At 64.5% G+C, this 23,607-nt stretch carries 19 protein-coding genes; 10 read left to right on the forward strand and 9 right to left on the reverse strand.

What is annotated here, in order from left to right; all coding sequences use genetic code 11:
- Nucleotides 1-267 precede the first annotated feature (267 nt).
- On the forward strand, nt 268-2,988 hold the full coding sequence (gene tssH, locus LJ656_RS24265; RefSeq protein WP_230512060.1) for a type VI secretion system ATPase TssH: 2,721 nt from the start codon (nt 268-270) through the stop codon (nt 2,986-2,988).
- A 50-nt stretch (nt 2,989-3,038) separates the two neighbouring features.
- Here the strand turns inward: tssH and LJ656_RS24270 are convergent, their stop codons facing one another.
- Nucleotides 3,039-6,473, reverse strand: a complete 3,435-nt coding sequence (locus tag LJ656_RS24270) for an ATP-binding protein (RefSeq protein WP_230512061.1) — start codon at nt 6,471-6,473, stop codon at nt 3,039-3,041.
- A 632-nt stretch (nt 6,474-7,105) separates the two neighbouring features.
- Here LJ656_RS24270 and LJ656_RS24275 point away from each other — a divergent pair.
- Together LJ656_RS24275 and LJ656_RS24280 are read left to right on the forward strand one after the other, a co-directional pair.
- Complete coding sequence (locus LJ656_RS24275) at nt 7,106-7,489, forward strand: SHOCT domain-containing protein (RefSeq protein WP_075305081.1); 384 nt, start codon at nt 7,106-7,108, stop codon at nt 7,487-7,489.
- Nucleotides 7,490-7,654: 165 nt separating this feature from the next.
- Entirely contained in the window at nt 7,655-8,209 is a 555-nt protein-coding gene (locus tag LJ656_RS24280; RefSeq protein ID WP_230512062.1) for a hypothetical protein, read from the forward strand.
- A gap of 102 nt (nt 8,210-8,311) precedes the next feature.
- On the opposite strand, the gene LJ656_RS24285 is transcribed toward LJ656_RS24280, so the two are convergent.
- On the reverse strand, nt 8,312-9,913 hold the full coding sequence (locus tag LJ656_RS24285) for a phospholipase D family protein (protein ID WP_230512063.1): 1,602 nt from the start codon (nt 9,911-9,913) through the stop codon (nt 8,312-8,314).
- Nucleotides 9,914-10,179: 266 nt separating this feature from the next.
- Here LJ656_RS24285 and LJ656_RS24290 point away from each other — a divergent pair, with 266 nt between their 5' ends.
- Nucleotides 10,180-10,968, forward strand: a complete 789-nt coding sequence (locus LJ656_RS24290) for a ceramidase (protein WP_230512064.1) — start codon at nt 10,180-10,182, stop codon at nt 10,966-10,968.
- Between the two features lie 99 nt (nt 10,969-11,067).
- Here the strand turns inward: LJ656_RS24290 and LJ656_RS24295 are convergent, their stop codons facing one another.
- Entirely contained in the window at nt 11,068-12,324 is a 1,257-nt protein-coding gene (locus LJ656_RS24295) for a hypothetical protein (protein WP_230512065.1), read from the reverse strand.
- Nucleotides 12,325-12,736: 412 nt separating this feature from the next.
- On the opposite strand from LJ656_RS24295, the gene LJ656_RS24300 reads away from it, so the two are divergent.
- The 3 genes from LJ656_RS24300 (at nt 12,737) to LJ656_RS24310 (ending at nt 14,861) form a co-directional block, all read left to right on the forward strand.
- Complete coding sequence (locus LJ656_RS24300) at nt 12,737-13,810, forward strand: AI-2E family transporter (RefSeq protein ID WP_230512066.1); 1,074 nt, start codon at nt 12,737-12,739, stop codon at nt 13,808-13,810.
- A 101-nt stretch (nt 13,811-13,911) separates the two neighbouring features.
- Nucleotides 13,912-14,445, forward strand: a complete 534-nt coding sequence (locus tag LJ656_RS24305; protein WP_230512067.1) for a helix-turn-helix domain-containing protein — start codon at nt 13,912-13,914, stop codon at nt 14,443-14,445.
- Complete coding sequence (locus LJ656_RS24310) at nt 14,445-14,861, forward strand: VOC family protein (RefSeq protein WP_230512068.1); 417 nt, start codon at nt 14,445-14,447, stop codon at nt 14,859-14,861. The genes LJ656_RS24305 and LJ656_RS24310 overlap by 1 nt, the downstream gene beginning before the upstream one ends.
- Before the next feature lie 126 nt (nt 14,862-14,987).
- On the opposite strand, the gene LJ656_RS24315 is transcribed toward LJ656_RS24310, so the two are convergent.
- The 4 genes from LJ656_RS24315 to LJ656_RS24330 form a co-directional block, all read right to left on the reverse strand.
- A complete protein-coding gene (locus tag LJ656_RS24315; protein ID WP_230512069.1) occupies nt 14,988-15,548 on the reverse strand; it encodes a hypothetical protein in 561 nt (186 codons plus the stop codon).
- Between the two features lie 171 nt (nt 15,549-15,719).
- Nucleotides 15,720-17,444: an alpha,alpha-trehalase TreA gene (gene treA, locus LJ656_RS24320; RefSeq protein ID WP_268998764.1), complete on the reverse strand. Its 1,725-nt coding sequence runs from the start codon at nt 17,442-17,444 to the stop codon at nt 15,720-15,722.
- A 364-nt stretch (nt 17,445-17,808) separates the two neighbouring features.
- Entirely contained in the window at nt 17,809-18,612 is an 804-nt protein-coding gene (locus LJ656_RS24325; RefSeq protein WP_230512070.1) for a transporter substrate-binding domain-containing protein, read from the reverse strand.
- A 304-nt stretch (nt 18,613-18,916) separates the two neighbouring features.
- Nucleotides 18,917-19,672, reverse strand: coding sequence for a DeoR/GlpR family DNA-binding transcription regulator (locus LJ656_RS24330; RefSeq protein WP_230512071.1), 756 nt, complete (start codon nt 19,670-19,672; stop codon nt 18,917-18,919).
- 79 nt (nt 19,673-19,751) lie between these two features.
- Here LJ656_RS24330 and LJ656_RS24335 point away from each other — a divergent pair, with 79 nt between their 5' ends.
- Complete coding sequence (locus LJ656_RS24335) at nt 19,752-20,351, forward strand: NUDIX domain-containing protein (RefSeq protein ID WP_230512072.1); 600 nt, start codon at nt 19,752-19,754, stop codon at nt 20,349-20,351.
- A 19-nt stretch (nt 20,352-20,370) separates the two neighbouring features.
- On the opposite strand, the gene LJ656_RS24340 is transcribed toward LJ656_RS24335, so the two are convergent.
- Together LJ656_RS24340 and LJ656_RS35125 are read right to left on the reverse strand one after the other, a co-directional pair.
- Complete coding sequence (locus LJ656_RS24340; RefSeq protein ID WP_230512073.1) at nt 20,371-20,763, reverse strand: VOC family protein; 393 nt, start codon at nt 20,761-20,763, stop codon at nt 20,371-20,373.
- Nucleotides 20,764-20,956: 193 nt separating this feature from the next.
- The gene (locus LJ656_RS35125) at nt 20,957-21,340 is read right to left on the reverse strand and encodes a BON domain-containing protein (protein WP_425605999.1); all 384 of its coding nucleotides are present in this window, start codon (nt 21,338-21,340) and stop codon (nt 20,957-20,959) included.
- Between LJ656_RS35125 and LJ656_RS24345 the strand changes: the two genes are divergently transcribed.
- Both LJ656_RS24345 and LJ656_RS24350 read left to right on the forward strand, forming a co-directional pair.
- Complete coding sequence (locus tag LJ656_RS24345) at nt 21,294-22,109, forward strand: FAD-dependent oxidoreductase (RefSeq protein WP_230512074.1); 816 nt, start codon at nt 21,294-21,296, stop codon at nt 22,107-22,109. The two genes, LJ656_RS35125 and LJ656_RS24345, sit on opposite strands and share 47 nt — an antisense overlap.
- Nucleotides 22,106-23,578, forward strand: a complete 1,473-nt coding sequence (locus tag LJ656_RS24350; RefSeq protein WP_230512075.1) for a M81 family metallopeptidase — start codon at nt 22,106-22,108, stop codon at nt 23,576-23,578. Before LJ656_RS24345 ends, LJ656_RS24350 begins: the two co-directional genes overlap by 4 nt.
- Nucleotides 23,579-23,607: the final 29 nt, after the last annotated feature.

Raw genomic sequence — 23,607 nt, forward strand, 5'->3', positions numbered from 1 at the left:
CTGCGGAAATAGGAAAACGGTCAGCAAAAAAACGCCTGCTGATCTGCGCCAATGCGGTACATGAATACCGTTCATCAGGACAGCGCATCAAACCAGCCCATCAAACCAGCCCATCAAACGGTGCGCAAACGCGGCGTGCGGATGCGTGTTGAAAAGAATGGTACTTCGTGCATCGCGAGCGGAATATGGGCGACGGCCCAAATACAGATGGCGATTGAAGGGCTATGCTGTGTCACATCTTTCGAAACTCTTTGCTTGTAAGTTCCTATGTCTATTTCACGGCACGCGCTGTTCGGCAAGCTCGACGCGACACTCTTTCGCAGTATTGAATCGGCCACCGCGTATTCCAAGCTGCGCGGCAATCCGTATATCGAACTCGTGCACTGGCTGCATCAACTGCTCGCGCAATCCGACGGCGATCTGCACCGGATTGCCCGGCACTGCGAAATAAGTCGCGAACTGCTCGAGCGCGATCTGCAGGCCGCGCTCGCTGCGCTACCGTCCGGTGCGAGCGCGCTCAGCGACTTCTCGCATCACGTCGAAGCGGCGATCGAGCGCGCGTGGGTGATCGCCACGCTGGCGTTCGGCGACCGCCGGATTCGCGGCGCGTGGCTTGTCGCCGCACTCGTCGAGACGCCGGAATTGCGGCGTGTGTTGCTGGCCATTTCGCCGCAATTCGGCAAGATCGGCGTGGATGGGCTTCATGATGCGTTGCCCGGCTGGATCGCAGGTTCGCCCGAAGCGGACGAAACGCCTTACGACCAGAGCGACTTCTCGGCGGCTCTGCCGGGCGAGGCTTCCGGCGCGCTCGCTGCGCCCGCGAAAGGCTCGGCGCTCGCGCAGGTCTGCACGGATCTGACCGCCCGCGCGCGGGCCGGCGAAATCGATCCGGTGGTCGGCCGGGAGGTCGAGATCCGCACGATGATCGACGTGCTGCTGCGCCGCCGCCAGAACAATCCACTGCTGACCGGTGACGCGGGCGTGGGCAAAACCGCTGTGGTCGAAGGGCTCGCGCGGGCGATCGCCGCTGGCGAGGTACCGCCTAAACTTGCCGACGTGCGGCTGTTGAGTCTCGACGTCGGTGCATTGGTCGCCGGCGCGAGCATGAAGGGCGAGTTCGAGGCGCGGTTGAAAGCCGTACTCGAGGAGGCGGCGAAGTCGCCGGTACCGGTGGTGCTGTTCGTCGACGAAATCCATACGCTGATCGGCGCGGGCGGCCAGGCGGGCACCGGCGACGCGGCGAACCTGTTGAAGCCGGCGCTCGCGCGCGGCACGCTGCGCACGATCGGCGCGACCACATGGGCCGAATACAAGCGGCACATCGAAAAAGACCCGGCGCTCACGCGCCGCTTCCAGGTACTGCAGATCGCGGAGCCGGAGGAACCGTCCGCAATCAATATGGTGCGCGGTCTGGCGCATACGCTCGCGAGCCATCATGGCGTCGTGGTACTCGACGAGGCGATCCGCGCGGCGGTGACGCTGTCGCACCGCTACATTCCAGCGCGTCAATTGCCGGACAAGGCGATCAGCCTGCTCGATACCGCCTGCGCGCGTGTCGCGTTGTCGCAGCATGCGCCCCCGCGCGAGTTGCAGCGGATTCGCGAGCGCCTGCAGGCCGCGCGTGTCGAGGCCGGGTTGCTCGATAGCGAGACCCGGATCGGTTTGGGCAGCGAGGCAGCGTTGGCCGAGGTCAACGCGAGCATCGCGATGCTCGAGCTGGAGGAGCGAGCTGTCGAGGCGGCATGGCAGGCACAGGCCGAAGCGGCACAAGCGCTGTCGAACGCGCGCAGCGCGTTGAGCGCACCCGTGGAGGCCGAAGCGTCGCCCGAGGTCCACGTCGAGACCGACGCCGCAGCCGCAGCGCCACAGTGCGCCGCAACCTCGATCGCGGCTTTGCGGCAGTTGGAGGAGACCTTGTCGAACCTGCAGGCGGACACGCCGTTGGTCTTTCCTCAGGTCGACGAACAAATCGTCGCGGAAATCGTTTCGGACTGGACCGGCATCCCCGTGGGACGCATGGTCACCGACGAAGTCAGCGCGGTACAGCTATTGCCTGCCACGTTGGCTGAGCGGGTGATTGGTCAGCTCGATGCATTGCGGCAGATCGGCGAGCGCGTGCAGACCGCGCGCGCCGGACTCGCCGATCCGCGCAAGCCGCTCGGCGTGTTCCTGCTTGCGGGACCGTCCGGCGTCGGTAAGACCGAGACCGCGCTCGCATTGGCCGAGGCACTGTATGGCGGCGAGCAGAATCTGATCACGATCAATATGAGCGAGTATCAGGAGGCGCATACGGTGTCAGGGCTCAAGGGTGCGCCGCCCGGCTACGTCGGCTATGGCGAGGGAGGGGTGTTGACCGAAGCCGTGCGCCGGCGTCCGTATTCGGTCGTGTTGCTCGACGAGATCGAAAAGGCACACGGCGACGTGCACGAGATGTTCTACCAGGTGCTCGACAAGGGCTACATGGAGGACGGCGACGGTCGCTATATCGACTTCCGCAACACGACCATCCTGATGACCAGCAATGTGGGCTCGGAGTTGACCGCGAGTCTGTGCGCGGACGAGATGCTCGCGCCGGACTTCGACGGTCTGCGCTCCGCGCTGGCGCCGGAACTGCTGAAGGCGTTCCCGGCCGCGTTCCTCGGGCGGATGACGGTGGTGCCATATCGCCCGCTCGGCGAAGATTCGCTGGCGCAAATCGTGCGACTCCATCTGAACCATGTGATCCGGCGGATGGCGGATAACAACGGCATCGAGTTGAGCTATGCACCGGAGGTGGTCGACTACATCGTGGGCCGCTGCCTGGTGCAGGAGACCGGCGCACGCGTGCTGATCGGCTTTATCGAGCAGCACATTCTGCCCCGTCTCGCACGGCAATGGCTCGACGCGTTCGCATCAAAAAGCGTGCTGACCCACATCATGATCAACGTGGCCGATCCGGCGGCGGCACCCCCCGAGGCACTCGTATTCGAAGCGCCCGCAGTTGGATGAGGGTGGCGCGGGTTGCTGCCCGCAATGGTGGATAAGCAGGCGCCCGCCAGTTAGCCGCCGTAAGTCAATTCGGTATCCTGCGCGTCGCGCAGATGAGCGGCGATATCGAGGTCGCCGAGATCAGCGAGCCCTGTCTGTTTGATGCGGATTTGCAGCGCGGCGCAGCGCGCGGCAAGTGCATGTTGCCGGAACACGCCCAGCGCGCCGAGCATCGAATGCAGTTCGGCCAGCACGCGCGGCGCGTCGTTGTCCCGCTGGGCAGCGGCAATGACCGTGAGTGACGCGTCGAACGAGTCGAGGAAGGTCTGACGCAGCGCCGCGGGCAGTGGCCGGCCGCCGAGCAGCCCGTCACCATCATGAGTGTCTGCGCTAGTTCGAAGGGCGTTGCCGGCGCGATACCGCGGCGCCGACTGGGCAACGGCAAGATCAGCCGTAGCCCGAGGCGGGCTTTCATCGCAGAAGTTCAGCGCTGCCCCGGTTACGCCAAGCCCGGTGACCTCGGCGAGCGTCGCTCGCAAGCGCACGAGCGATAAAGGCTTCGTCACCATTCTCGTGGTGCCCGCCGCCTCGCAGCGCGCGCGGTCCTCCGTCGTGACCGACGCGGTCGCCGCGATCACCGGCATGCGCGGCCAGCGCTGGCGCGCTTCGCGTGTCAGTTCATAGCCGTCTATCACCGGCATCGACAGATCGGTGATCAGTACGTCGAACGAGTCGCGCGACAGCCATGCGAGCGCGCGCGCTCCGTCTTCGACAACCGTCGCGGTGCAGCCGAGCATCGCCAGCTGTTCTTCGAACAGACGGCGGTTGGTCGCGTTGTCCTCGGCGACCAGTACCTTCAGGCGGCGCGGCAGTACCGGCGGTGTTTCGGCCGTCGCCGCGAGCGGCAGGTTGCGCAGCGTATGTTGCAACGCGCGTGCGAGCGCGGCGAGGCTGAAGGTCGATACCCGTACGAGCCGGCCTGTCGCGATCGGATGCAACGGACCGTCGGCGGTGCAATCGATTACCCACGACGCCCCTTCGATCAAGCGGTTCTCGTCGTCCGCATGCCATGTTTCGCGTTCGCCGAGCAGAAGCAGCGTGCGGCTGCGCTCAAGCGTTGCCGTATCGACCTGCACCGGATGCTGATACGCGTTGACCGTGAGCCCCCACGCCTGCAGTGCGCTGACCGCGTACGCATGCGAAGCTTCGCTGGCCGCCACCAGCGTGACCGTCTCGCCGGCGAAGCGAGGCATCTCGGGCGCGGCGAGCGGATCGCCGAGCGGCACGCGCACAGTGAAACAACTGCCGCAGCCGGGCTCGCTGCACATCGTGATCTCACCGCCCATCGCGCGGGTCAGCCGCGCACACAGCGCGAGCCCCAGGCCCGTGCCCCCGAAGCGGCGATTGATCGACCGGTCCGCCTGGCTGAACGGCTGGAAGATCGTGGCCTGCTGCCGCGCGCCGATACCGATACCGGTGTCCTCGACCTCCAGCTGTAGGCGCAGCCCCGTGAGCACCGCCATGTCGGGCACCGACACGCGCAGCGTCACGTCGCCGTGCTCGGTGAACTTGATCGCATTCGACAGCAGGTTGTTGATCACCTGGCCGAGCCGCGTCGGGTCGCCGCGCATCGGAAGCGAGACCGCTGTGCCGAGGTTTGCGACGAGCCGCAGATCCTTCGCCTGGGCGATCGGCGCGAACATCGTCAGCGAGCGGGTGATCACGTCGAGCGCATCGAACTCGATGTCCTCGAGGGTCATCTCGCCGGCCTCGATCTTCGAAAAGTCGAGCACGTCGCTGATGATGCCAAGCAGTCCCTCGGACGACGCGCGGATCGTCGCGAGCCGGTCGCGCTGCAACGCGTCCAGCGGCGATTGCGCGAGCAATTCCAGATTGCCGAGCACCGCGTTCAGCGGCGTGCGGATCTCGTGACTCATCGCGGCCAGAAACGCCGACTTCGCCGCGTTGGCCGAATCCGCGGCTTCGCGGGCTTCGCGCAGACGCTGTTCGAGACGCCGGTGCGCGGTCACGTCGGTGACCGCGACCACCAGCACGTCCTCGCCCTGGTAGCGTGACGGCGTCGCGCTGACGGCGAGATCGATCGAATCGCTGTCGCGCGTGGGCAGCGTCATCTCTTCGTGCATCACCTCGTCGTCGTCCGGCGCGCCGCTTCGCGCGCGGGCGTGATAGCGCGCCGCAAGCTCGGCCGACAGCGTCGGCGCCGGCACCACCACGCGCTTCGCCGTGGCGACCATGGTCGGGCTGCGCAACAGCGGCGTGCCGTCCTTCAACGCGATCAGTCCGAGCCCCACCGGCGCGGTTTCGATCAGTGTGCGGTTCAGCTGTTCGCTTTCGAATAGACGCTGCGAGCGATCGAGCGCGGGACGCACCGCGCGCTTTCTGAACGACATCAGAAAGCTCCACGCGGCGATCAGCATGATGACGGTCGCCGTCGCGCCGATCACCAGCTGCACGCCGATACCCGCGATGATTTCGCGCCACGTGCACGCATGCACCAGCATCCAGCCCGTATCGCCGAGGGGGCCCGAAATCCGCAGGATGCCGTCGTGCCAGCTCTCGCCGGCTTTTTTCGTAATGGCCAGCGTGCGCAGCGGATCGACGAGCCCGGCATCGCGCGCGAGCGGGATCGTACTGGAGACGATCGTGCCGTCGCCGGCGATGATCGTATAGATACCGCCGAAGCGGGTTTCGGCCGCGAACGGCGCGGTCAGGAAATCGGGCTCGTATTCGGTGACGACCATCGCGAACGGTTCGTCGTCGTGCAGCAGCGGCGCGACGAGGCGGATCGCCGGTTTGCCGGTCAGCGGGCTGAGCGCGGGCGGCAGCCAGAACAGTTGCCGGTGCATGCCGGTCTGCGCGCCCGTGCGGCTATCGCCGAAGCCGGTGACGCCTTCGGCGAGCGCGGCCATCAGCCGTTCGCGCTCGGCCGCCGTGGCGGTGGGCGGCCACGCTGCGTCGGCGCGCGGCGACGGCATGATGCCGGCGATGTCGTAGGTGATGCTGTAGAAGTAGCCGGGCAGCTGGCGGCCCCGAGCGAGCGAGTGGATCGTGCGCGAGCGGCTCAGTTGCTCGGCGAGCGCGAGATAGCGGCGGATCGTGTCATCGCGCAGCGCGGCCGGGTTGACCGCGAACACGCGTTGTTGCAGGTCGGCCGGCGTCGGCTGCAACAGTAGCTCGCCGCCCTGCTGGCGGAATTGAGCGACCAGCGCAGGGTTGACGCTCTCGCTGTCCGGCCAGGCCCGCTCGGAGCCCACGATGCCGATACGAAACGACGCTTCGCTCGCCCGCACCTGCTCCATCACGCGATCGTGGTAGACGACGAACGCCTGGCGTTCGGCGGCGATGTGCGCGCGCACCGCGGAAAGGATCGCGAGCGCGAGCGCGATCAAGAGCATCAGTGTCGTCACCACGCCGCCGCCGAACACGAGCAGCCGCTTATAGCGGCGCAACTGGTTCAAGACGCTGTAGGAGGAGGTGGACGACATGACGATACCGGAACGTTCCGTAGGCGGGCGGCTTGCAAACGAAGCTCTGAAAAGCGAGCTGTCAGGCGCCGACTCTTTTCACTTATCCCGGAACGGCGAGTTGACCAGACGCGGTCGTCCCATTAAATAGGACTGGTACGATTTCTTATGCATATTTTCAGATTGTTCGGCGGCGGCTGGCCCCCTTTCACGCGCGTCGGTTGCCGCCGCGAATTTTTGTGGGTGAGTGGCTATTTATGGAGGTGCCCCGCGTGCCTGGTGTGGCGATTCTGTTGACATTTCTGATCCCGCGACAGAATCCTGGATCGAACGGAATCCTCAAAAAGTGCTCGCGTTGTCGCGTTCGCTTAAGTTATAAAGCTTAAAAAAGGTCGCTATCAGGGAGTAAGGTCATGACTCGCAAGGAGGATAGGTGAACTACGCGCTGAATTAGAGGCGTCGCTTGCCGCGATTCGTTCGATTCCATACACGCCTTTCATTTCGGCGATATTGAATCCATGCGCGCGGCGGACATGCTCTCGTGGTAGATTTTCGGCGCTGTCGTGCTGTTGCGAACGCTCGCGATAGCGCGCAACCAGAGGTCGGAATCAGTTAGGTCTTTCAATTGCAACCGGAATGACAGGAGAACAACAATGCTTTTCTTTAACGATGGTTTCACATTCACGAACTTTCTGGCTGACATCTTTTCGATCTTTATTTTTATTCTGTGGTTCTGGCTGCTGATTACTGTGTCCGGCGACCTTTTCCGGCGTCATGACGTATCGGGATGGGGCAAAGTCCTGTGGGTGATTTTCCTGATCATCCTGCCGTATATCGGCATCTTCGCGTATCTGATCACCCAGCATCGCGGGATGGCGGAGCGCAACGAGGCGCGCGCGAAACAGGTGCGTGAAGATCTGCGCCACGTGGTGGGCTTCAGCGTCGCCGACGAACTCGAAAAGCTCGACAAGCTGAAAGCGTCCGGCTCGATTACCGCGGAAGAGCACACCCGCCTGCGCGCGAAGCTGATGCAGTAAGCGGCGCATCACGCGAGCTGACGGAACATAGGGCGACGCGGCCGGCGGTCGCCGGCGAGCAGCGCGCGCACGGTTGCGCGCCTATCCGCCAGCACCGCCGCCAGTTCCGCCAGCGCCGCCGGCCCGACCGCGCACGACCGAACCCCACGTTATCGGGAGAACTCCATGTTGACCCGCTTCGCCCGCGTTCCCGGCACGACTGCGCGCGCCGCGCGCGCGTCACTGAAGTGGCGCCGCGCAGCGCTGATCTGCGTGAGCGCATTGGTGTTGAGCGCGTGCGCGCAGCCGTGGCAGCAATTCCAGGCGGGGCAGGATCAATCGACGATCATCGCCCGCATGGGTCAGCCGCGCGAAGTGTATGACTTGCCGGGCGGCGGGCGCCGCCTGATGTGGCCGACGCAGCCGATGGGCACGACCACCGTGGCCGCCGATATCGACGCGTCCGGCAAGATCGTCGACGTGCGTCAGGTGTTGCAGCTAAGCGAATTCAATCGCGCGGAAATCGGCAAATGGACCCGCGACGACGTGCTGATCAATTTCGGACGGCCGGTGGAAACTGCGTTTTTCCGTCGTTCGCAACGCGAAGTCTGGTCGTACCGGTACATCGAAAACAACATCACCCCGCTGCTGTTCAATTTCTCGTTCGACACCGACGGCGTATTGCGCGAAACGCTGCGCACGCCCGATCCGTTGCGCGATCGCGATTTCCGGCGCTTCTGAGCGCGCGTTCCCACCCAACGACACGACCCGCCACGCAAGTCGAGGTCGTGCCGCCCGCAGCTAGCAACGTGCAGCTCGCCGCGATCGCCGCCGCCCCCGCCGCTATAGCAGCGACTCGATCGGCATGATCGACAGCATCCACACACCGAGCCGCGCATACCACGTCGTATTGGGCTCGGTGTCGTGACGGATTTCGACGTCGCCGTTGCGCTCGATCCAGTACAGCTTGCCGTTTTCGTCGAGATGCACCGAGTACGCGACCGTCGGCAGCAACGCGAGGAACTTGCGGTCGACCTGGGTCGCGAGGTCGGGGCTGTCGATCACGAGACCCAGCTCGGTATTTAGATGCTTGGAGCGCGGATCGAAATTGAACGAGCCGACGAACACCCGCTGCGAGTCGACCACGAAGGTTTTCGCATGCAGGCTCGAACCTGAACTGCCGAACGGTCCCGGCGACTGCTCCTTCTTGTGCGCGCTGCCCGGCACGCGCCGCAGTTCGTACAGGTGCACGCCGTGTTGCAGCAGCTCGATGCGCCGCTTCATATAGCCCGAATGCACGGCGGCCACATCGGTCGCTTCGAGCGCATTGGTCAGCACGCGCACATCGACGCCGTGCGCCGCGAGGTCGGTCAGATACTGCGTGCCGGCGCTCGCCGGCACGAAATACGGCGATACGAGGTCGACTTCCTTGTGCGGGTCGCCGAGCACCTCGCGCATCTGGTGCCCAATCAATGCTTCCGGCGGCGCGTTGTTGAGACCCTTCGCGGGGTCGTCGCTGATCATCTCCGTTTTGGCCCAATCGAACGGCAGTTGCCGGTCGAGCATTTTCTGCACGACGTGCGGACCGCGCAGCGCTTCCCGGTACTCGGCGGCCGCCGGGTCCTCGCCGATCGCCCGCGCCTTGCGTTCGAGCTCCGCCAGCAGTCCGATGCCCTGATGCGGGACGATTCGCTCGACCGGATAGGCCGACGCGCTCGCCCAGTAGCGATCGAAGTCATTCGATACATCGGTGGCCGCCGGGCCGACCGCGAGCACGTCGAGGTCCGCGAACACGACACCGTCCGTCGCGTCGAAGTACTCGTCGCCGATGTTGCGGCCGCCGAGGATCGTCGCGGTGCCGTCGGCGGTCAGCGACTTGTTGTGCATGCGCCGGTTCGCGCGTGGGAAGTCGGTCAGGAAGCCGACGAACTTCGGATTGCGCACGACGAACGGATTGAACAGCCGCACTTCGATGTTCGGATGCGCGTCGAGTGCCGCGAGCGTCGGGTCGAGCGCCGACGGAATCCCCAGATCGTCGAGCAGCAGCCGCACCCGCACGCCGCGGTCGGCCGCTTCGTGCAGCTGTTCGAGTAGCAACGTGCCGGTCAGATCGTTGCGCCAGATGTAGTACTGAATATCGATCGTGCGCTGCGCCGAGCGGATCAGGTCCATGCGCGCGGCGAACGCGACATGCGCATCGGACAGCGGATAGATGCCGGCGAGGCCCGCATGCGCGGCCACCTCGGGGGCGACCGCGCGGCCCAGATCGGTGCTGGCGGCCACCGCGGGCGTCAGCGCGTGCGATTCCGGCCGGCTTTCGAGCGACGGCAGCGCGCAGCCGCCCACGAGGCTCGCGCACAGCAGCGCGACGAGGACCGGCCGAACCGACAGTGCGCCGATGCAGCGGCGTCGCGCGAACGGCAGGGGATGTTTCTGCACTTGCATGAAGTCGGGAGGTTCCTTTGGGTCGTCGCGGGCCGGGTTGTTTCCACGCTCGATACGTCGCAAGCAGGGCACCGTATCGCCTGGCGGGCTCTTGCATGCCGCGTTGCAGGGTGCCAGCAGAATACTATGGCCGCCGGCTTACCGGTATCCGCAAAGCGCTCTTGTTGGCCAAACCGCTTTGTCCGATGATACGGACACGCCGCGCGAATTCGAACGGGGATCAACCCGGGCTGGCGGCCGTTTAGTCCACTTCGGAGCCGAGTAACGTGAAGACTTCCCGCCTGCTGACCGGTAGCGTGTTGCTGTTCGTGATCGGCGCGTTGTTGCAGCTGATCTGGCCGCTCGCGCAAGCGGCCTCCTATCACCACTTCGCCGACCAGCGCTCGCTCGGCCCGCTGCACAATGCGGCGGACGTGCTGTCGAATCTGGTGATCCTCGCGGCGGGCCTGCTCGCGATCGGCTGGGTGCGCCGGCATGCGGCGCGCCAGCCGCTGCAATTTCCCGGCATGGTGGTGGCCGCGTTCGGGCTGGTGCTGACCGCGTTCGGCTCGGCTTACTACCACATGACACCGACCGACGCGACGCTGGTCTGGGACCGCCTGCCGATGACGATCGTGTTCGCCGGCATTCTCGCGATGCTGTGGACGTCGTGGAGCGGCGAGCGGGTCGGCTGGCCGCAACTGCTGATTCTCGCGATCGTGTCGCCGGCGACGGTCGGCTACTGGCTTGTGTTCAACAGCCTGTGGCCGTACGCGATCCTGCAATTCGGCGGGCTGATGCTGATCGTCGGGATGACGCTGACGCGCAAGGTGGATGGCGTGTTCGCGTGGTCGCTCGTGATCGTCTTTTACGGCGTCGCGAAGATTTTCGAAAGCCTCGACTGGCAGATCTGGGAGCTGACCCACCACGTGATCGCCGGACATGCGCTCAAGCACGTGTCGAGCGGTCTCGCGGGTGCGTCGATGATTCTGGTGGCTAACGCGACGCCGCGCGCGGCCGCGGGCAGCGTGTCGCGGCGGCCGGCCGGCATCGGTCATTCGGGCTCGCCGCGCTGATACGCGCGGCGGCCTATTCAACTCGCCGCGGCCTGTTCAACTCACCGCGGCCCCTTCAATTCGCCGCGGCGCCTTCAACTCACCGCGGCGCCGTCGAACTCACTGCGGTTCGTACCACGAGTAGGTCGCCAGCGTGCTGACCGGCGGTGTGCCGATCTGCAACGTGACGTCGCGCAACGAGGTCAGCTCGATGTTGCGCAGATCGCCCATGTAGCGGCGCGAATCGCCGTTGTCGTTGATATAGGCGACCACGTCCCCGGTGATCCCGGCGACGTTGTTGTTCGTCAGCGGCTGGCCCCACACGTCGAAGAACTGCCCGAGCGTGTAGGTCTTTTCGCTCGGCGCTTCGATATGGATGATGCCGGTGTGGTCATGCGTGTGCATTTCATAGTTGCAGGACGCCGGGATGCCGATGTTCTGCGGCAGCGCGAGCCATTGACCGTCCTTGATGATCGCCAGGTGCGCGTGCACGTGATACAGCACGCTCATGTCGGGCGAGCAGGTCAGGCCGTCGACCGGCGCGGAACCGTCGCCGCCCGTCGCGGTGTCGCCGTCGGGCCAGAAGCCGGTGGTGCCCACCGTGCCGCCATAGACGAGCGTGATCGGGTTCGGGTCGAACGGCGGCGGATCGGTCCACGCGTACGTCGGCACCTGGGTAAGCGGCGTGCCGATCATGATCGTGATTTCGGAGTGCGGCGTCAGCACGAGGCTCGACGGGTCGCCGGTGTATTGCGTGAGCGCGCCGCCGTCGTTCACGTAGATCGCGATCGGTGAGCCGGTCACGCCCGCGACATTGGAGGCGCTAAGCGGCTCGCCCCAGATCGCGAAGAACTGCCCGAGGGTATAGGACGCGCCGCCCGTCGAGTCGATGTGGATCTTGCCGCTCGCATCGACCGTGTGGATCGGATATGCGCAGCCGGTCGGCGCGGCCATCGTCGGGGCGACGGTGCCGATCTTGGTCGGCAGCGACAGCAGTTTGCCGTTCTGGTAGATCGACAGATGCGCGTAGGTGTACGCGGTGCTGCGCAGTCCGCAGGTCAGGCCGCCGACCGGAGAGCCGGTGCCACCCGACGCGGTCACGCCGTCGGGCCAGTTGGCGTCGCCGAGCGTGGTGCCGTCGAGGATCGGCGTGGCGGCCGCGAGCGTCGGCGTGGTGGCGGCCGCGCCCGAGGCGGGCGTGGGACTCGACGCCGGTGTCGGGCTCGATGCGGGTGTGGGACTCGAAGCGGGTGTCGAGCCCGCCGTGCCGTTCGAACCGGCGCCGGCCGGGGAGCTGCCGCCGCCCCCGCCGCCGCAACCGGCAAGCATTAATACCAGACCCATTGCGACGAATGGCGACCCTAGCCGTTCCAGCATCTCGTACTCCGTGCTGTGATTGAAAGTTACGTGCGGGCGGATATCAGACGCTGATACCGCACGGCCACGTCCACGCGGTTTTCATCGAGTGAAACGACCGGCAATACAATGCCGCCGCGCGGCGCTGGCGGTGCGCCGTTCGTCTCAAGTAGGATGAATCCCTTTTTATTGAGCGTAGCAGAAGCATCTCGTAAGCGGTCCCGGTGAATCACGACACTTTGCGACTTTCTGATGGCGCGTTTTGGGGTGTCCGAAACTCATTTACGGCTTGAATTGGCCGGCGGGATCTGGCGCGCATTTTCTGGGACAGGTCATCGTTATGTGCGAAGATCGGTGCTGTCCGCCCGGCGCCGCTGGCCGCGCGGCGCGACCCCGAGGCAAATCTGTTCGCGGATTCATGGAGCACCGACCGATGACTGACCGATTGCAGGCGTCCGTATACGTAGTAGTGCTGCTTCTGATTGTGGGCTGGCTGTTGTTCATCGGGCGCGTGGTGTTCGTACCGATCGTGTTCGGCGCGATCGCCGTCTATGTGATCGTCGACTTCACGCGGCTGCTCGCGCGCATCCCGGGGATTGGCAAACGGATGCCGGTGCAGTTGCGCTACGGATTGTCGATCTTCCTGATCGCGGCCGCGATCTTCTTCGCGGTCGATATGCTGGTCGCGAACTACGACGCGCTCGTCGCGCTCGCGCCGCGCTACCAGGATTCGGTGCTCGCGATGATCCAGAAGATCGCGACGCTGCTGCACCTCGAAAGCGAACCGACCTGGGAGTCGCTGCGCCGGAACATCCTCGCGCAGCTGAACATCCAGGCGGTGGTGACCGGGATGCTCGCGTCGCTGTCGTCGGTGATCATCGATATCTTCGTGGTGGTGCTGTATGCGAGCTTTCTGCTGGTCGAGCGCGGCACGTTCGGCGAGAAGCTGATGCGGATGTCCGCGAATTCGAGCAATGCCGCGCGGATTCGCAGCGTCGTGACCGACATCAACCGCCGGATCGGCGCGTACCTTGCGCTGAAGACCTTTCTCGGCGTCGTGCTCGGCGCGATCTGCTGGCTCGCGATGCGCAGCGTCGGGCTCGAATTCGCCGGATTGTGGGCGGTGATCACCGCGCTCCTGAACTACGTGCCGTATATCGGCTCGGTGCTCGCGGTCGCTTTCCCGGTGCTGATGTCGGTGCTGCAGTTCGGCGATGTCAACTCGATCCTGATCGTGCTGCTGACGCTGAGCGCGATTCACTTCGTGATCGGCAACATCCTCGACCCGTACCTGATGGGCAACTCGCTGAACCTGAGCCCGTTTGCGATTCTCGCCAGCATGGCGGTGTGGTCCGCGCTGTGGGGCGTGCCGGGTGCGTTTCTGGCGGTGCCGATCACGGTCAGCATGACGATCATCTTCTCCGAATTCGAAATGACGCGGCCGGTCGCGGTGCTGCTGTCGAAGAACGGCCGGCTCAGTTACGGCAAGAGCGAGCAGACCGCGTGAAAGCGAAAATCGCCCGGGCGGCTGCCGCGCGGGCCATCGAACTAAACTTATGTCGATTGCCGCGTCGTATCGCGTGACCCGCAACTACCGGGCTTGATCCCATGTCATCTCGCCAGCCTCGAAACGCCGCGTTGCCGTCGCCGGCACCCGCCCGGCCAACCGCGCTCGAAGACCCCGCGTTGCTGCGTCGCCTGCTGCGCGCGAAAGACCGGATGGACGCCGCGTCGCACGAGGCGTGGCCGGTGCGGCGTCTGGCCGAAGTGAGCGGGGTGTCGGACGCGCACTTCGCGCGCTCGTTCAAGCGGGCCTTCGGCGTGCCGCCGCATCGTTATCTGCTCACGCGCCGCATCGAGCAGGCGATCGCGCTGTTGCGCGACACCGAACTCGACATTACCGGGATCGCGTTCGCGACCGGCTGGGAGAGCCTGGGCACATTCGGGCGGATCTTTCGCGACATCACCGATCTGAGTCCGGGCGAGATGCGCATCGCCGCGCGCGCCAGTCGGTCCGAACCCGAACGCGTGCCCGGCTGCGTGCTGAAGGCCGCGCAACGCCCCGATCTGACGATCGCAGTTTTGGAGAAGCGCCGCCGCGCGCTCGACGCTACAGTCGAGCCCTCAACCAGGGAGGTGTGATGAACCAGGGTATCGATGTGGTCGGCCTGTACGTCGACGATCAGGACGAAGCGCTCGCTTTTTATGTCGACAAACTCGGCTTTCAGGTGCACACCGACGTGCGCAACGGCGCGTACCGTTGGCTCACGGTCAGTCATCCGGAGCAGCCGTCGTTCCAGTTGGGTCTGTTTACGCCCGGGCCGCCGGTGCACGACGACGCGACCGCGCAAACGCTGCGCGCGATGGTCGCCAAGGGAGCGATGCCGCCTCTCGTGCTGGCGGTCGCCGATTGCCGCGCGAGCTACGCGCAGTTGAAGGCGCGCGGGGTGGAATTCACGCAGGAGCCGATCGATCGCTACGGCAACGTCGATGCGGGCTTTCGCGATCCGGCGGGCAACGGCTGGAAGATGATCGAGAAGGCGGCGGGCGCGCAATAGGCGGGGGCGGCGGCGCGGCGGTCGATTGCGCTGCCGGGGTAGCCGCCAGCTTGAATAGCCGTAAAAAAACCGCCGGCGATTGCCGGCGGTCGCGGATGGTGGAACGTATCGGAAACGGCAACCGCGTCAGACCTTGATCTCAGGTCCTTTCGCCGGCACGGCGGGGGCGGGCGCAGGGGCCGGCGGCGCGCTGCGGCGCAGCGGGTTCAGAATGATCACCTGCTGCGGCGCCGCGCCGACCGGTGCCGCGAATACCACGCTGTGCGGCGTCGGCGTCGCGAACGCGCCCGCTAACGCGGCGTGCTGTAGCGCGATCATCTGGCGTTGCATCTGCTGCTGCATCGCGATCATTTGCATCTGCGCGGCGCGCATCTGGTACTGCATCGCCTGCATGGCCTGCATCTGCCGCAGCGCGAGTTCGGGCGGCACGCTTGTCGTGCCCGACTGCATTGCGACACTCGCGCCGCCTTGCGGGCTGCGCCAACTCCACGTGCTGATTTTCAGCGGGCCCGACGCGGTCTGCACGACGCGCGTCTCGGTTTTCACCGGAACCGCCTGACCATTGACGCTGATAAACAGCGGTTGCGCGGCGGCTTGCTCCGCGGGCTGAGCGTTGGGCTGGCCGGCCAGCGCAAGGGCGGGAAGCAGCGCCGCGGCACCGGCTGCCAGGTACGAACGAAAGCGCATATTCGTATCTCCATCGATCGATACTGCAAGAATCAATAATGAAAGAACCATGCGACCCCAAGACGGGATCACCGGCGAAATATGCGAGGCGACACTTAAACGAAACTTAAAACGGTGGCCGCGCCGCGCAGCCGGCGCGATCGGTTCCGCCCGCCCCCCGCATCACGCGATTTATTGCCCGCCGCCATACAGATCGAGCAGCATCAACGTCACGCCGTTGGTCCAGCCGAAGCCGTCCTGCAACGGATATTCGCCACCGCCGCCGCCGCCTTCTCCCGCGCCTTCGACCACGTACTTCTCGACCAGCTTTTGCTGGGTCTTGTAGACGTTCTGCACGTCGGCCAGAAAGCGCGTGCCGATCGTCTGCGCAAGGTCGGCGCGGCCATAGCGTTTGAGGCCCTGAATCGCGATCCAGTGCAGCGGCGCCCAGCCGTTCGGCGCGTCCCATTGCTGCGTGGTCGCGTAGGTCGAGGTCGCGAGTCCGCCGTCTTTCAGCAATACCCGCTGGACGGTCTGCGCGGTCTTCCACGCGCGATCGGGCCACGCGAGCCCGGCCATCAGCGGGTACAGCATCGCCGGCGTCTGGTTGTCGCGCGCTTTGCGCAGTTGCCAGTCGTAGTCGCCGTAGTAGCCGTTGCTGTTCCACAGATAGCGGTTGATCCCTTGCGCGCGCCGCGCCGCATGGCCGACGAAGCGCGCGACGCAGCCGACATCGCGCGTCACGGTGCAGCCATGCGCGATCGTCGTCTCGAGATGGAACAGCAGGCTGTTCAGGTCGACCGGCACGATCGATGTCGTGCGCACGGTCGCGAGCGTCTGGTTATCGCCGAACCAGCGCGAACTGAAGTCCCAGCCGCTTTCCGCGGTCGCGCGCAGATCGCGATAGACCTCGTTGGCCGGCCGCCCGCTCGCCCGCGCGGTCTGCACATCCTCCAGGTACGATTCGTCGCGCGGCGTGTCCAGCTCGTCCCAGTAGCGGTTCAGCACGGTGCCGTCGCTCAGTACCACTACATTGCGCGTCGCCCCGCCGCGCGGCGTGCTGTCCGCGCCTTGCATCCAGTACTCGTATTCCTTGCGTAATGCGGGCAGGTACTTCTGATAGACCGTATTGCCTTCCTTCTGCGCGGCGAGCTCGACCATATACGAGTAGAACGGCGGTTGCGAGCGGCTCAGATAATAGGTGCGATTGCCGTTCGGAATATGGCCGAAGGTGTCGATCAGGTACGCGAAGTTATCGAGCATGTTGTCGACGAGATCTTCGCGTCCCGACTCCTGCAGACCGAGCATCGTGAAATAGGTGTCCCAGTAGTAGCCTTCGCGAAACCGGCCGCCCGGCACCACGTAGGGTTTGGGCAGCGGAATCAGCGAGCTGTAGTCGGGCGCGCTCGTCGTTGTGCGCGTGAGGCCGTTCCACAGCCAGTCGATGTGTTCACGCAGGCTTTGATTCGCCGGTGGCGTGATGCCCTGGTCGATTGGCGGCGTGAAGTACTGGTTGACGAAGTTCTTCAGCGAAAAGTTCGGCTGGTTCTTCTGTGCTTCGTACAACTGCACGATCGTGGCCGGATCGGCGTTGGGCGTCGCGTCGACGAAGGTTTTCTGGTCGTCGTAGATCTGCGCTGTTTGAACCGCGACGAATAGATCGCCGTACAGGATGTCGGGTGCGGGCGGCAGCGCGGCGCCCACCTGGGTATCGGCGAAACCATTTGCGGAAGTGAATAACAGCGTGGCGGTGCAGACCGCGCTGAGTACTAATGGCGCGCGTCGCCATTTCACGCGGATTGACTGACTATGAGAAGAGCGGCGGAGAAAAGGAGAGAACCTGGCGGGCGAAGCGCTAATGAATTGCGCGTCCTTGCATGACGCGGTACCGCGGCGAGACCGTAACTGAATGTGCATGATGCCTCCGGAGTGGTTGGGCATTTCACTGGTCTCTTCGCATGCCGTTCGATGCCGTTTGCTGCAAGCGGCATACGCGTCCCGCACGAGGTGGCCGGATCAAAGGCCTCGCAAGCATCGCATGGTTTCAAATCATTGGGCAACTGCGGCGCAACATATTCAGCATGCATTCAGCGTGCGGATTGCGCGGTGAATATCGGCAATAGAAAGGTGTGATGGAGTACTTGCGCGTGCTTCGCTGTTTGAAGCAATAGAAGCGTCGATCAGACCTGATCGCGCGAAAGAAACGGCTGGCGGAGCAAGCGATATACCCGCGCCGGCGATCGATCGAGCCGGCGCGGATACCTCAACGAGCTGTGCGGAATTACTGCGCGACCGGCTGGGTGACGTCCTGACCGAACCAGTGCATCGAGATCTTTTTCAGCGTGCCGTCCTGTTTCAATTCGGTCAGCGCATCGTCGAGCGCTTTGGCGAACTTCGGATTGCCCTTGCGGAACGGAATGGCCTGGTTCTGCTCGGCGCCTTTGAGCAACGCGCCCGGGCGCAGCGGCAGGTTCGACGTCTTGATGATGTACGGCAGCATCAGACGGTCGTCGATCGTCGCGTCGATACGCTTGGCTGCCAGATCGCGCAGTTTTTCGGGCGCGCCGGGATAGGTCTGCACGTTGATCCCCGGCACCGCGCGCGCGAGTTGATCGTAGTTGGTGCCGAGCGTGACGCCGATCTTTTTGTCGCCTTTGAATTCATCCAGCGCTTTGAATTCGCGTTTGTCGTCGGCTCGCTGGATCAGCTGCGCGGTCGAAAACGTGTACGGCTGGCTGAAGTCGAGCGCCTCCTTGCGTTGCGGCGTGATGGTCACCTGGTTGACGATCACGTCGAACTTGCCGCTTTGCAGCGCCGCGATAATGCCGCTCCACTCGGTCGGAATGAACTCGGGCTTCACGCCGAGTTTCGCCGCGACCGCTTTCGCGACGTCGACGTCGAAGCCCTCGAGCTGACCTTCCTTATTGCGGGAGTTGAACGGCGGGTAGGTGCCTTCGAGGCCGATCTTCAGGACTCCGGCCCGTTTGACCGAGTCGAGCAGATCTTCGGCATGGGCGGTGAGCGCGGTAAAGCCGAGGGCCGACAGAGCCAGCGCGTTGACGAGCAGCAGCTTCGAAAATTTCATTGAGTGTCTCCAGTGTGCTTTGAGCGTGATTCTGCACAACGCAATGATGTCCCGATAATCGAATCGTTTCGGGGTGCACGCGAAGGCGGTTTTGGTCTGGATGCAGCGTCTTCGCGGCGGGGTGCGCAATCCGCTTGCGGGCCGCGATGCCATACGCGGAACGCCCGGCCGATTGCGCGCACCATCCTAGCACTCCAAAAGTCGTCTGTTAGCGCTTTGTGAGAATTCGGCGGCGGTGAGCGGCGCAAGCGGTAACGGGGAGCTTTGTCTATAGGGGTGTATCCGCCGCGCGGCACTCGCTTCGCTACGCCCTCACCACCGTAACCCCGGCCGCTTCTATCGGCTTCGTCAATTCCGCGCCGGTTTTCTTCTCGACCACGATCGCCTGCGCGAGCGAGAGTTCGCCAATGACGAACGGCGACGCGGCGTTCAATTTCGACGCCGACGCGAGCACTACCGTTTCCGCCGCGCGGGCGGCGAGCGCGCGCTTGATCGCGGCTTCTTCGAAGTCGCCGGTCGTGAGGCCCGCGCTCGGGTGCACGCCGGTTACGCCCATGAAATACAGGTCGGCGTGGATGCGCGCGATGCTCTCCATCGCGGCGGCGCCGACCGCGACGATCGAATGTTTGTAGAGCCGGCCGCCGATCAGGATCACCTCGACGCACGGATGAGCGGCGAGCGCGGCCGCGACGCCAGGGCTATGCGTGACGATCGTGGCCCGAAGATCGGCCGGCAATTCGCCGACCAGCAACGCCGACGTGGTGCCGCCGTCGACGATCACCGTCTGCCCCGGCGCGATCATCGCGGCCGCGCGCCGGGCGATGCGCCGCTTGGCGGCCGACTCGATATCCTGACGCTGCTCGAACGACGCGAGCGCGGGCGAGGCCGGCAACGCGCCGCCGTGCACGCGCTGCAGCAGTCCCTCTGCCGCCAGTTCGCGCAGGTCGCGGCGAATCGTGTCTTCCGACACGCCAAACGTCTCGCTCAGCGCGCCGGCCAGCACCTGGCCGTGGCGGGCGAGCTCGTCGAGGATCGCTTTCTTGCGTTGGGTCGTCAACATACGGCTGCACGAAATATCTTGAAATTGCACGAAGTTGCACGATACCATGACTGGCCATCACTGGTCGACAGGAGACGCCATGACTGCCACGAGAGACCGGGTACGGATCGTCGATACCGCCTTGCTGTCGGACGACTGGTACACGCTAAAGAAGGTGACGTTCGATTTCTTGCGCCGCGACGGCACGTGGCAACGGCAAAACCGCGAGACCTACGATCGCGGCAACGGCGCGACGATCCTGCTGCACAGTCCGCGCTCCGGCAACATCGTGCTGACGCGGCAATTCCGTATGCCGGCGTTCGTCAATGGACACGACGGCATGTTGATCGAAGCGCCGGGCGGCCTGCTCGACGACGCGTCGCCGGAGGAGCGCATCCGTCTGGAGGCCGAGGAAGAAACCGGTTACCGGGTCAGCGAGATTCGCAAGGTGTTCGAGGCGTATATGAGCCCCGGGTCCGTGACCGAGAAGCTCTATTTCTTTATCGGCGAATACGACGCGTCGATGCGGATCAACGATGGCGGCGGGGTCGTCGACGAAGGAGAAGATCTGGAAGTACTCGAATTGCCGCTACGCACCGCATTGCAAATGATCGACGACGGCGAGATTGTCGACGGCAAGACGATCATGTTGCTGCAATACCTCGCGTTACGCGAATTGGGCGCCGGGCGTTCGTTGTAGCCTGCGTGCAAGCATTGCGTTACGGCTCGGCGTGGCAGCACACGCACAGCTTGTTGCCGTCGAGATCGCGGATGTACGCGCCGTAGTAGTTCTCGTGATAGTGCGGTCGCAGGCCCGGCGGGCCTTCGCAGGTCGCGCCACAAGCGATCGCACCGGCATAGGCGCGGTCGACGGTCGGCCGGTCGCGCGCGAGTAGCGCGATCATCTGGCCATTGCCGCCGTGCGCTGCCTTGCCGTTGTACGGCTCGCCGATAATGAGCAGCGGGCGCGGCGCATCGGGCGCCATCCACGCGGCCCACGGTTTGTCGCGGTCGCAGAACTTCAGTTGATGGCCGAGTTCTCGCATCAATGCCGAGTAGAGTTCGAACCCCTGATCGAAGTCGTTCACGCCGATGAACAGATGCGATATCAAGTTGCGTCTCCCGGAAGTGGGGCGTTCGGTCAGCGCGCGCGTTTCGATGACTGACGACGCGCGCCGGTCTGGCTGGCTTGCACGGATCAGATCATAAATCAGTTCGGGGTCCGCAGCGATGGCGGCGCTGTGCGAGCGTCGCCGCGGGGTCGGCGTCGCTGTGTGAGCTGCGATAGCCTTAAGCCGCAAAGTACTACTGACTGCCCCGTAATCCGACGTTCGGATTGACAACCAGTTTCGACACGACTCCAGTAACTCCCTGAACGTTGGTTGCAACCCGTCGTGCAAGGTCGATCTGTGTTTCGTCGACGACAACCCCACTGAGCGTTACGACACCGTGTTTTACCCGAACGCGAATGTAGCTTGCCTTAAGGCCCTGATGCTTCGCTTGCTTCAATGCTTTTCTGACAGCCGTTGCCAGATTCTTGTCCGCAGCGATGGTGTCTTGCGACGGGTGGGTCGCCGGCGAGCTTTTCGACGAAGCGGCCGGAAGATTATCGCCCGCATAGCCTCGGCAACTGGCAAAAACAATGAGTTGCGAGCAGCGCGACGTCTCGCCCGCTGAATGCGTGTCGATCGAGCCCGCGCTCGAAGAGCAAGCCCGTCATCTGGTGGGCGGCATTTACACGCCCTCCGAGGAAGCCGGCGATTGCCGCGCATTCTGCATGGCATTGACCAACGTACTGAAAAAGCGCTATGGCGTGACGTTTCTATTCAATACCGCGATCCACGCGCTGGTCACACGGCAAGGTTCCATCGACTCGGTCGATGCGATCGACACCTCGCTTGGCCGGCTCGACGGCGGCATTTTCGTGGCGTGTCTCGGCGCGGGCGGGATCGGCTTGCTCGACCTGCCCGGACTGCGCGTGCCGGTCTATCCGCTGACCGGATATAGCCTGACCGCGCCTTTGGTAACTGGCGCGGCACCACGGGTCAGCATCACCGATACGCATCACAAGATCGTCTACGCGACCCTGGGCGAGCGTTTGCGGATCGCGGGGATGGTCGATATCGGCCCGACCCCGGCGCGTGTCCGACGCGCGCGCATCGAAGTGCTGCGGCGCCAGGCCGAACACTTTCTGCCGGGGGCCGCGCGTTACGACGAGGCCGAGGCGTGGGCCGGGATGCGACCCGCCACGCCGTCCGGCAAGCCGGTTATCGGACCGACCCGTTATCGCAATCTGTGGCTGAACACAGGCCACGGCGCGCTCGGCTTCACGCTCGCCTGCGCTACCGGCGCGCTGACCGCCAGTCTCTGTCTGTCGCAGCGCCCGGTCATCGATGTCAGTCCGTTCCTGCTTCACGATGCCACCGTTCCCAGCCATCCGACACGAGTCAAGCCATGAAAATATTCGTTGCCGGTCTTCTGACCGAGACCAACTCCTTCGTCAATCTGCCCACCAGTATCGAAACGTTCCGTCAGGGCCACGTGCGCCCGGGGCAGGGGCATACCGCCGCGCCGATCGCCGGTGCCGAATTGATGTGGGTCAGCCAACGCCGGGCCGCGGCCGGAGAATTCCAGCTCGTCGAAGGAAGCTGCTTTCGAGCGACGCCGGCCGGGCCGACAAGTCGTCAGGCCTACGAAGAACTGCGCGATGAAATCCTCTCGCAACTGAGCGCCGCGCTGCCGGTCGATGCGGTGTTGCTCGGCCTGCATGGCGGCATGATCGCGTTCGGCTATCCCGACACCGAGGGCGACCTGATCGAGCGCGTGCGCCGGCTGGTCGGCGACAAGTGCGTGATCGGTGTGGAATTCGACCCGCATTGCCTCGTCACTGAAAAGCGCCTCGCGCATAGCGATGTAATCGTGCTGTACAAGGAGTACCCGCACACCGATATCGTCGAACAGGCGAATCGTTTGATCGACATAGTCAGCGGAATTGTCCAACGGGGTTGGCGCCCGGTCGCGTCGCTGTACGACTGTCGCCAGATCGATTCGTACCCGACCAGCGCGCCGGCAATGCGGGCGTTCGTCGATCGCATCAAGTCGATCGAGGCGGAGCGCGCCGACGAGGTGCTGTCGATTTCGGTGGTGCATGGCTTTGTCTACGGCGATTCGCCCGATCTCAGCACTCGCATACTGGTGTACACGAACGACGCGAAAGCACTAGGCGACGAACTGGCGACAACCCTCGGCAACGAACTGGTCGGTATGCGGGGCCAAACGGCGCCGCCGCTGCTCAGCATCGACGCGGCGATCGACGCCGGCCTGTCCTCGTCCGCGTTTCCGGTGGTGATCGCCGATCCGACGGACAACGCGGGCGGCGGCGCGCCGTCGGACAACACCGAAGTGTTGGCGCGACTCATTGCGAGGCAGCTCGACAATGTCGCGTTCGGGCCGGTTTGGGATCCGGTTACGGTGCAACTTTGCCTCGATGCGGGAATTGGCGCGACCATGCCGTTGCGCGTGGGTGGTAAGGTCGCGCCGACCTCGGGTACGCCCGTCGATTGCGTCGCGGAAGTAATCGGCCTGAAGCGTGGTGCGTGGCAGTTGTTCGGAAACAGCCGGGTCGAGTGCGGTGATGCGGCGGCGATCCGCATCGGCGGGGTGGAGATTGCGCTGACGACGGGCAGAACCCAGGCGTTCAGCCTCGAAGCGTTCACGCAGGTCGGGATCGATCCGTTGTCGAAGCAGATGGTGTTCGTCAAATCCGTCAACCATTTCTACGCGCATTTCGGTCCGATCGCCGCGAAGGTGTTGTTCGTCGACGGCACCGGCCCGCTGCGGCGCGACTATTCGGCGATGCGCTATCAGCACGTGCGTCGACCGATCTGGCCGATCGATGCGCAAGCCACGCCCGCTCTGCTGGTCTAGGCGACCCGCGGCCGGAGCAGACTGCTCGG

The sequence above is a fragment of the Paraburkholderia sejongensis genome (assembly GCF_020880815.1).
Classification (GTDB): Bacteria; Pseudomonadota; Gammaproteobacteria; order Burkholderiales; family Burkholderiaceae; genus Paraburkholderia; species Paraburkholderia sejongensis.

Bases quoted from the DNA above. Each gene is read 5' to 3' on its own strand.
- LJ656_RS24330 (WP_230512071.1), bottom strand. From the start codon at position 19,672: ATGTTGACGACCCAACGCAAGAAAGCGATCCTCGACGAGCTCGCCCGC.
- LJ656_RS24315 (WP_230512069.1), bottom strand. From the start codon at position 15,548: ATGCGCTTTCGTTCGTACCTGGCAGCCGGTGCCGCGGCGCTGCTTCCC.
- LJ656_RS24305 (WP_230512067.1), top strand. From the start codon at position 13,912: ATGTCATCTCGCCAGCCTCGAAACGCCGCGTTGCCGTCGCCGGCACCC.
- LJ656_RS24300 (WP_230512066.1), top strand. From the start codon at position 12,737: ATGACTGACCGATTGCAGGCGTCCGTATACGTAGTAGTGCTGCTTCTG.
- LJ656_RS24325 (WP_230512070.1), bottom strand. From the start codon at position 18,612: ATGAAATTTTCGAAGCTGCTGCTCGTCAACGCGCTGGCTCTGTCGGCC.
- LJ656_RS24335 (WP_230512072.1), top strand. From the start codon at position 19,752: ATGACTGCCACGAGAGACCGGGTACGGATCGTCGATACCGCCTTGCTG.
- treA (WP_268998764.1), bottom strand. From the start codon at position 17,444: ATGCACATTCAGTTACGGTCTCGCCGCGGTACCGCGTCATGCAAGGAC.
- LJ656_RS24310 (WP_230512068.1), top strand. From the start codon at position 14,445: ATGAACCAGGGTATCGATGTGGTCGGCCTGTACGTCGACGATCAGGAC.
- LJ656_RS24280 (WP_230512062.1), top strand. From the start codon at position 7,655: ATGTTGACCCGCTTCGCCCGCGTTCCCGGCACGACTGCGCGCGCCGCG.
- LJ656_RS24295 (WP_230512065.1), bottom strand. From the start codon at position 12,324: ATGCTGGAACGGCTAGGGTCGCCATTCGTCGCAATGGGTCTGGTATTA.
- LJ656_RS24345 (WP_230512074.1), top strand. From the start codon at position 21,294: ATGAGTTGCGAGCAGCGCGACGTCTCGCCCGCTGAATGCGTGTCGATC.
- tssH (WP_230512060.1), top strand. From the start codon at position 268: ATGTCTATTTCACGGCACGCGCTGTTCGGCAAGCTCGACGCGACACTC.
- LJ656_RS24350 (WP_230512075.1), top strand. From the start codon at position 22,106: ATGAAAATATTCGTTGCCGGTCTTCTGACCGAGACCAACTCCTTCGTC.
- LJ656_RS24285 (WP_230512063.1), bottom strand. From the start codon at position 9,913: ATGCAAGTGCAGAAACATCCCCTGCCGTTCGCGCGACGCCGCTGCATC.
- LJ656_RS24270 (WP_230512061.1), bottom strand. From the start codon at position 6,473: ATGTCGTCCACCTCCTCCTACAGCGTCTTGAACCAGTTGCGCCGCTAT.
- LJ656_RS24275 (WP_075305081.1), top strand. From the start codon at position 7,106: ATGCTTTTCTTTAACGATGGTTTCACATTCACGAACTTTCTGGCTGAC.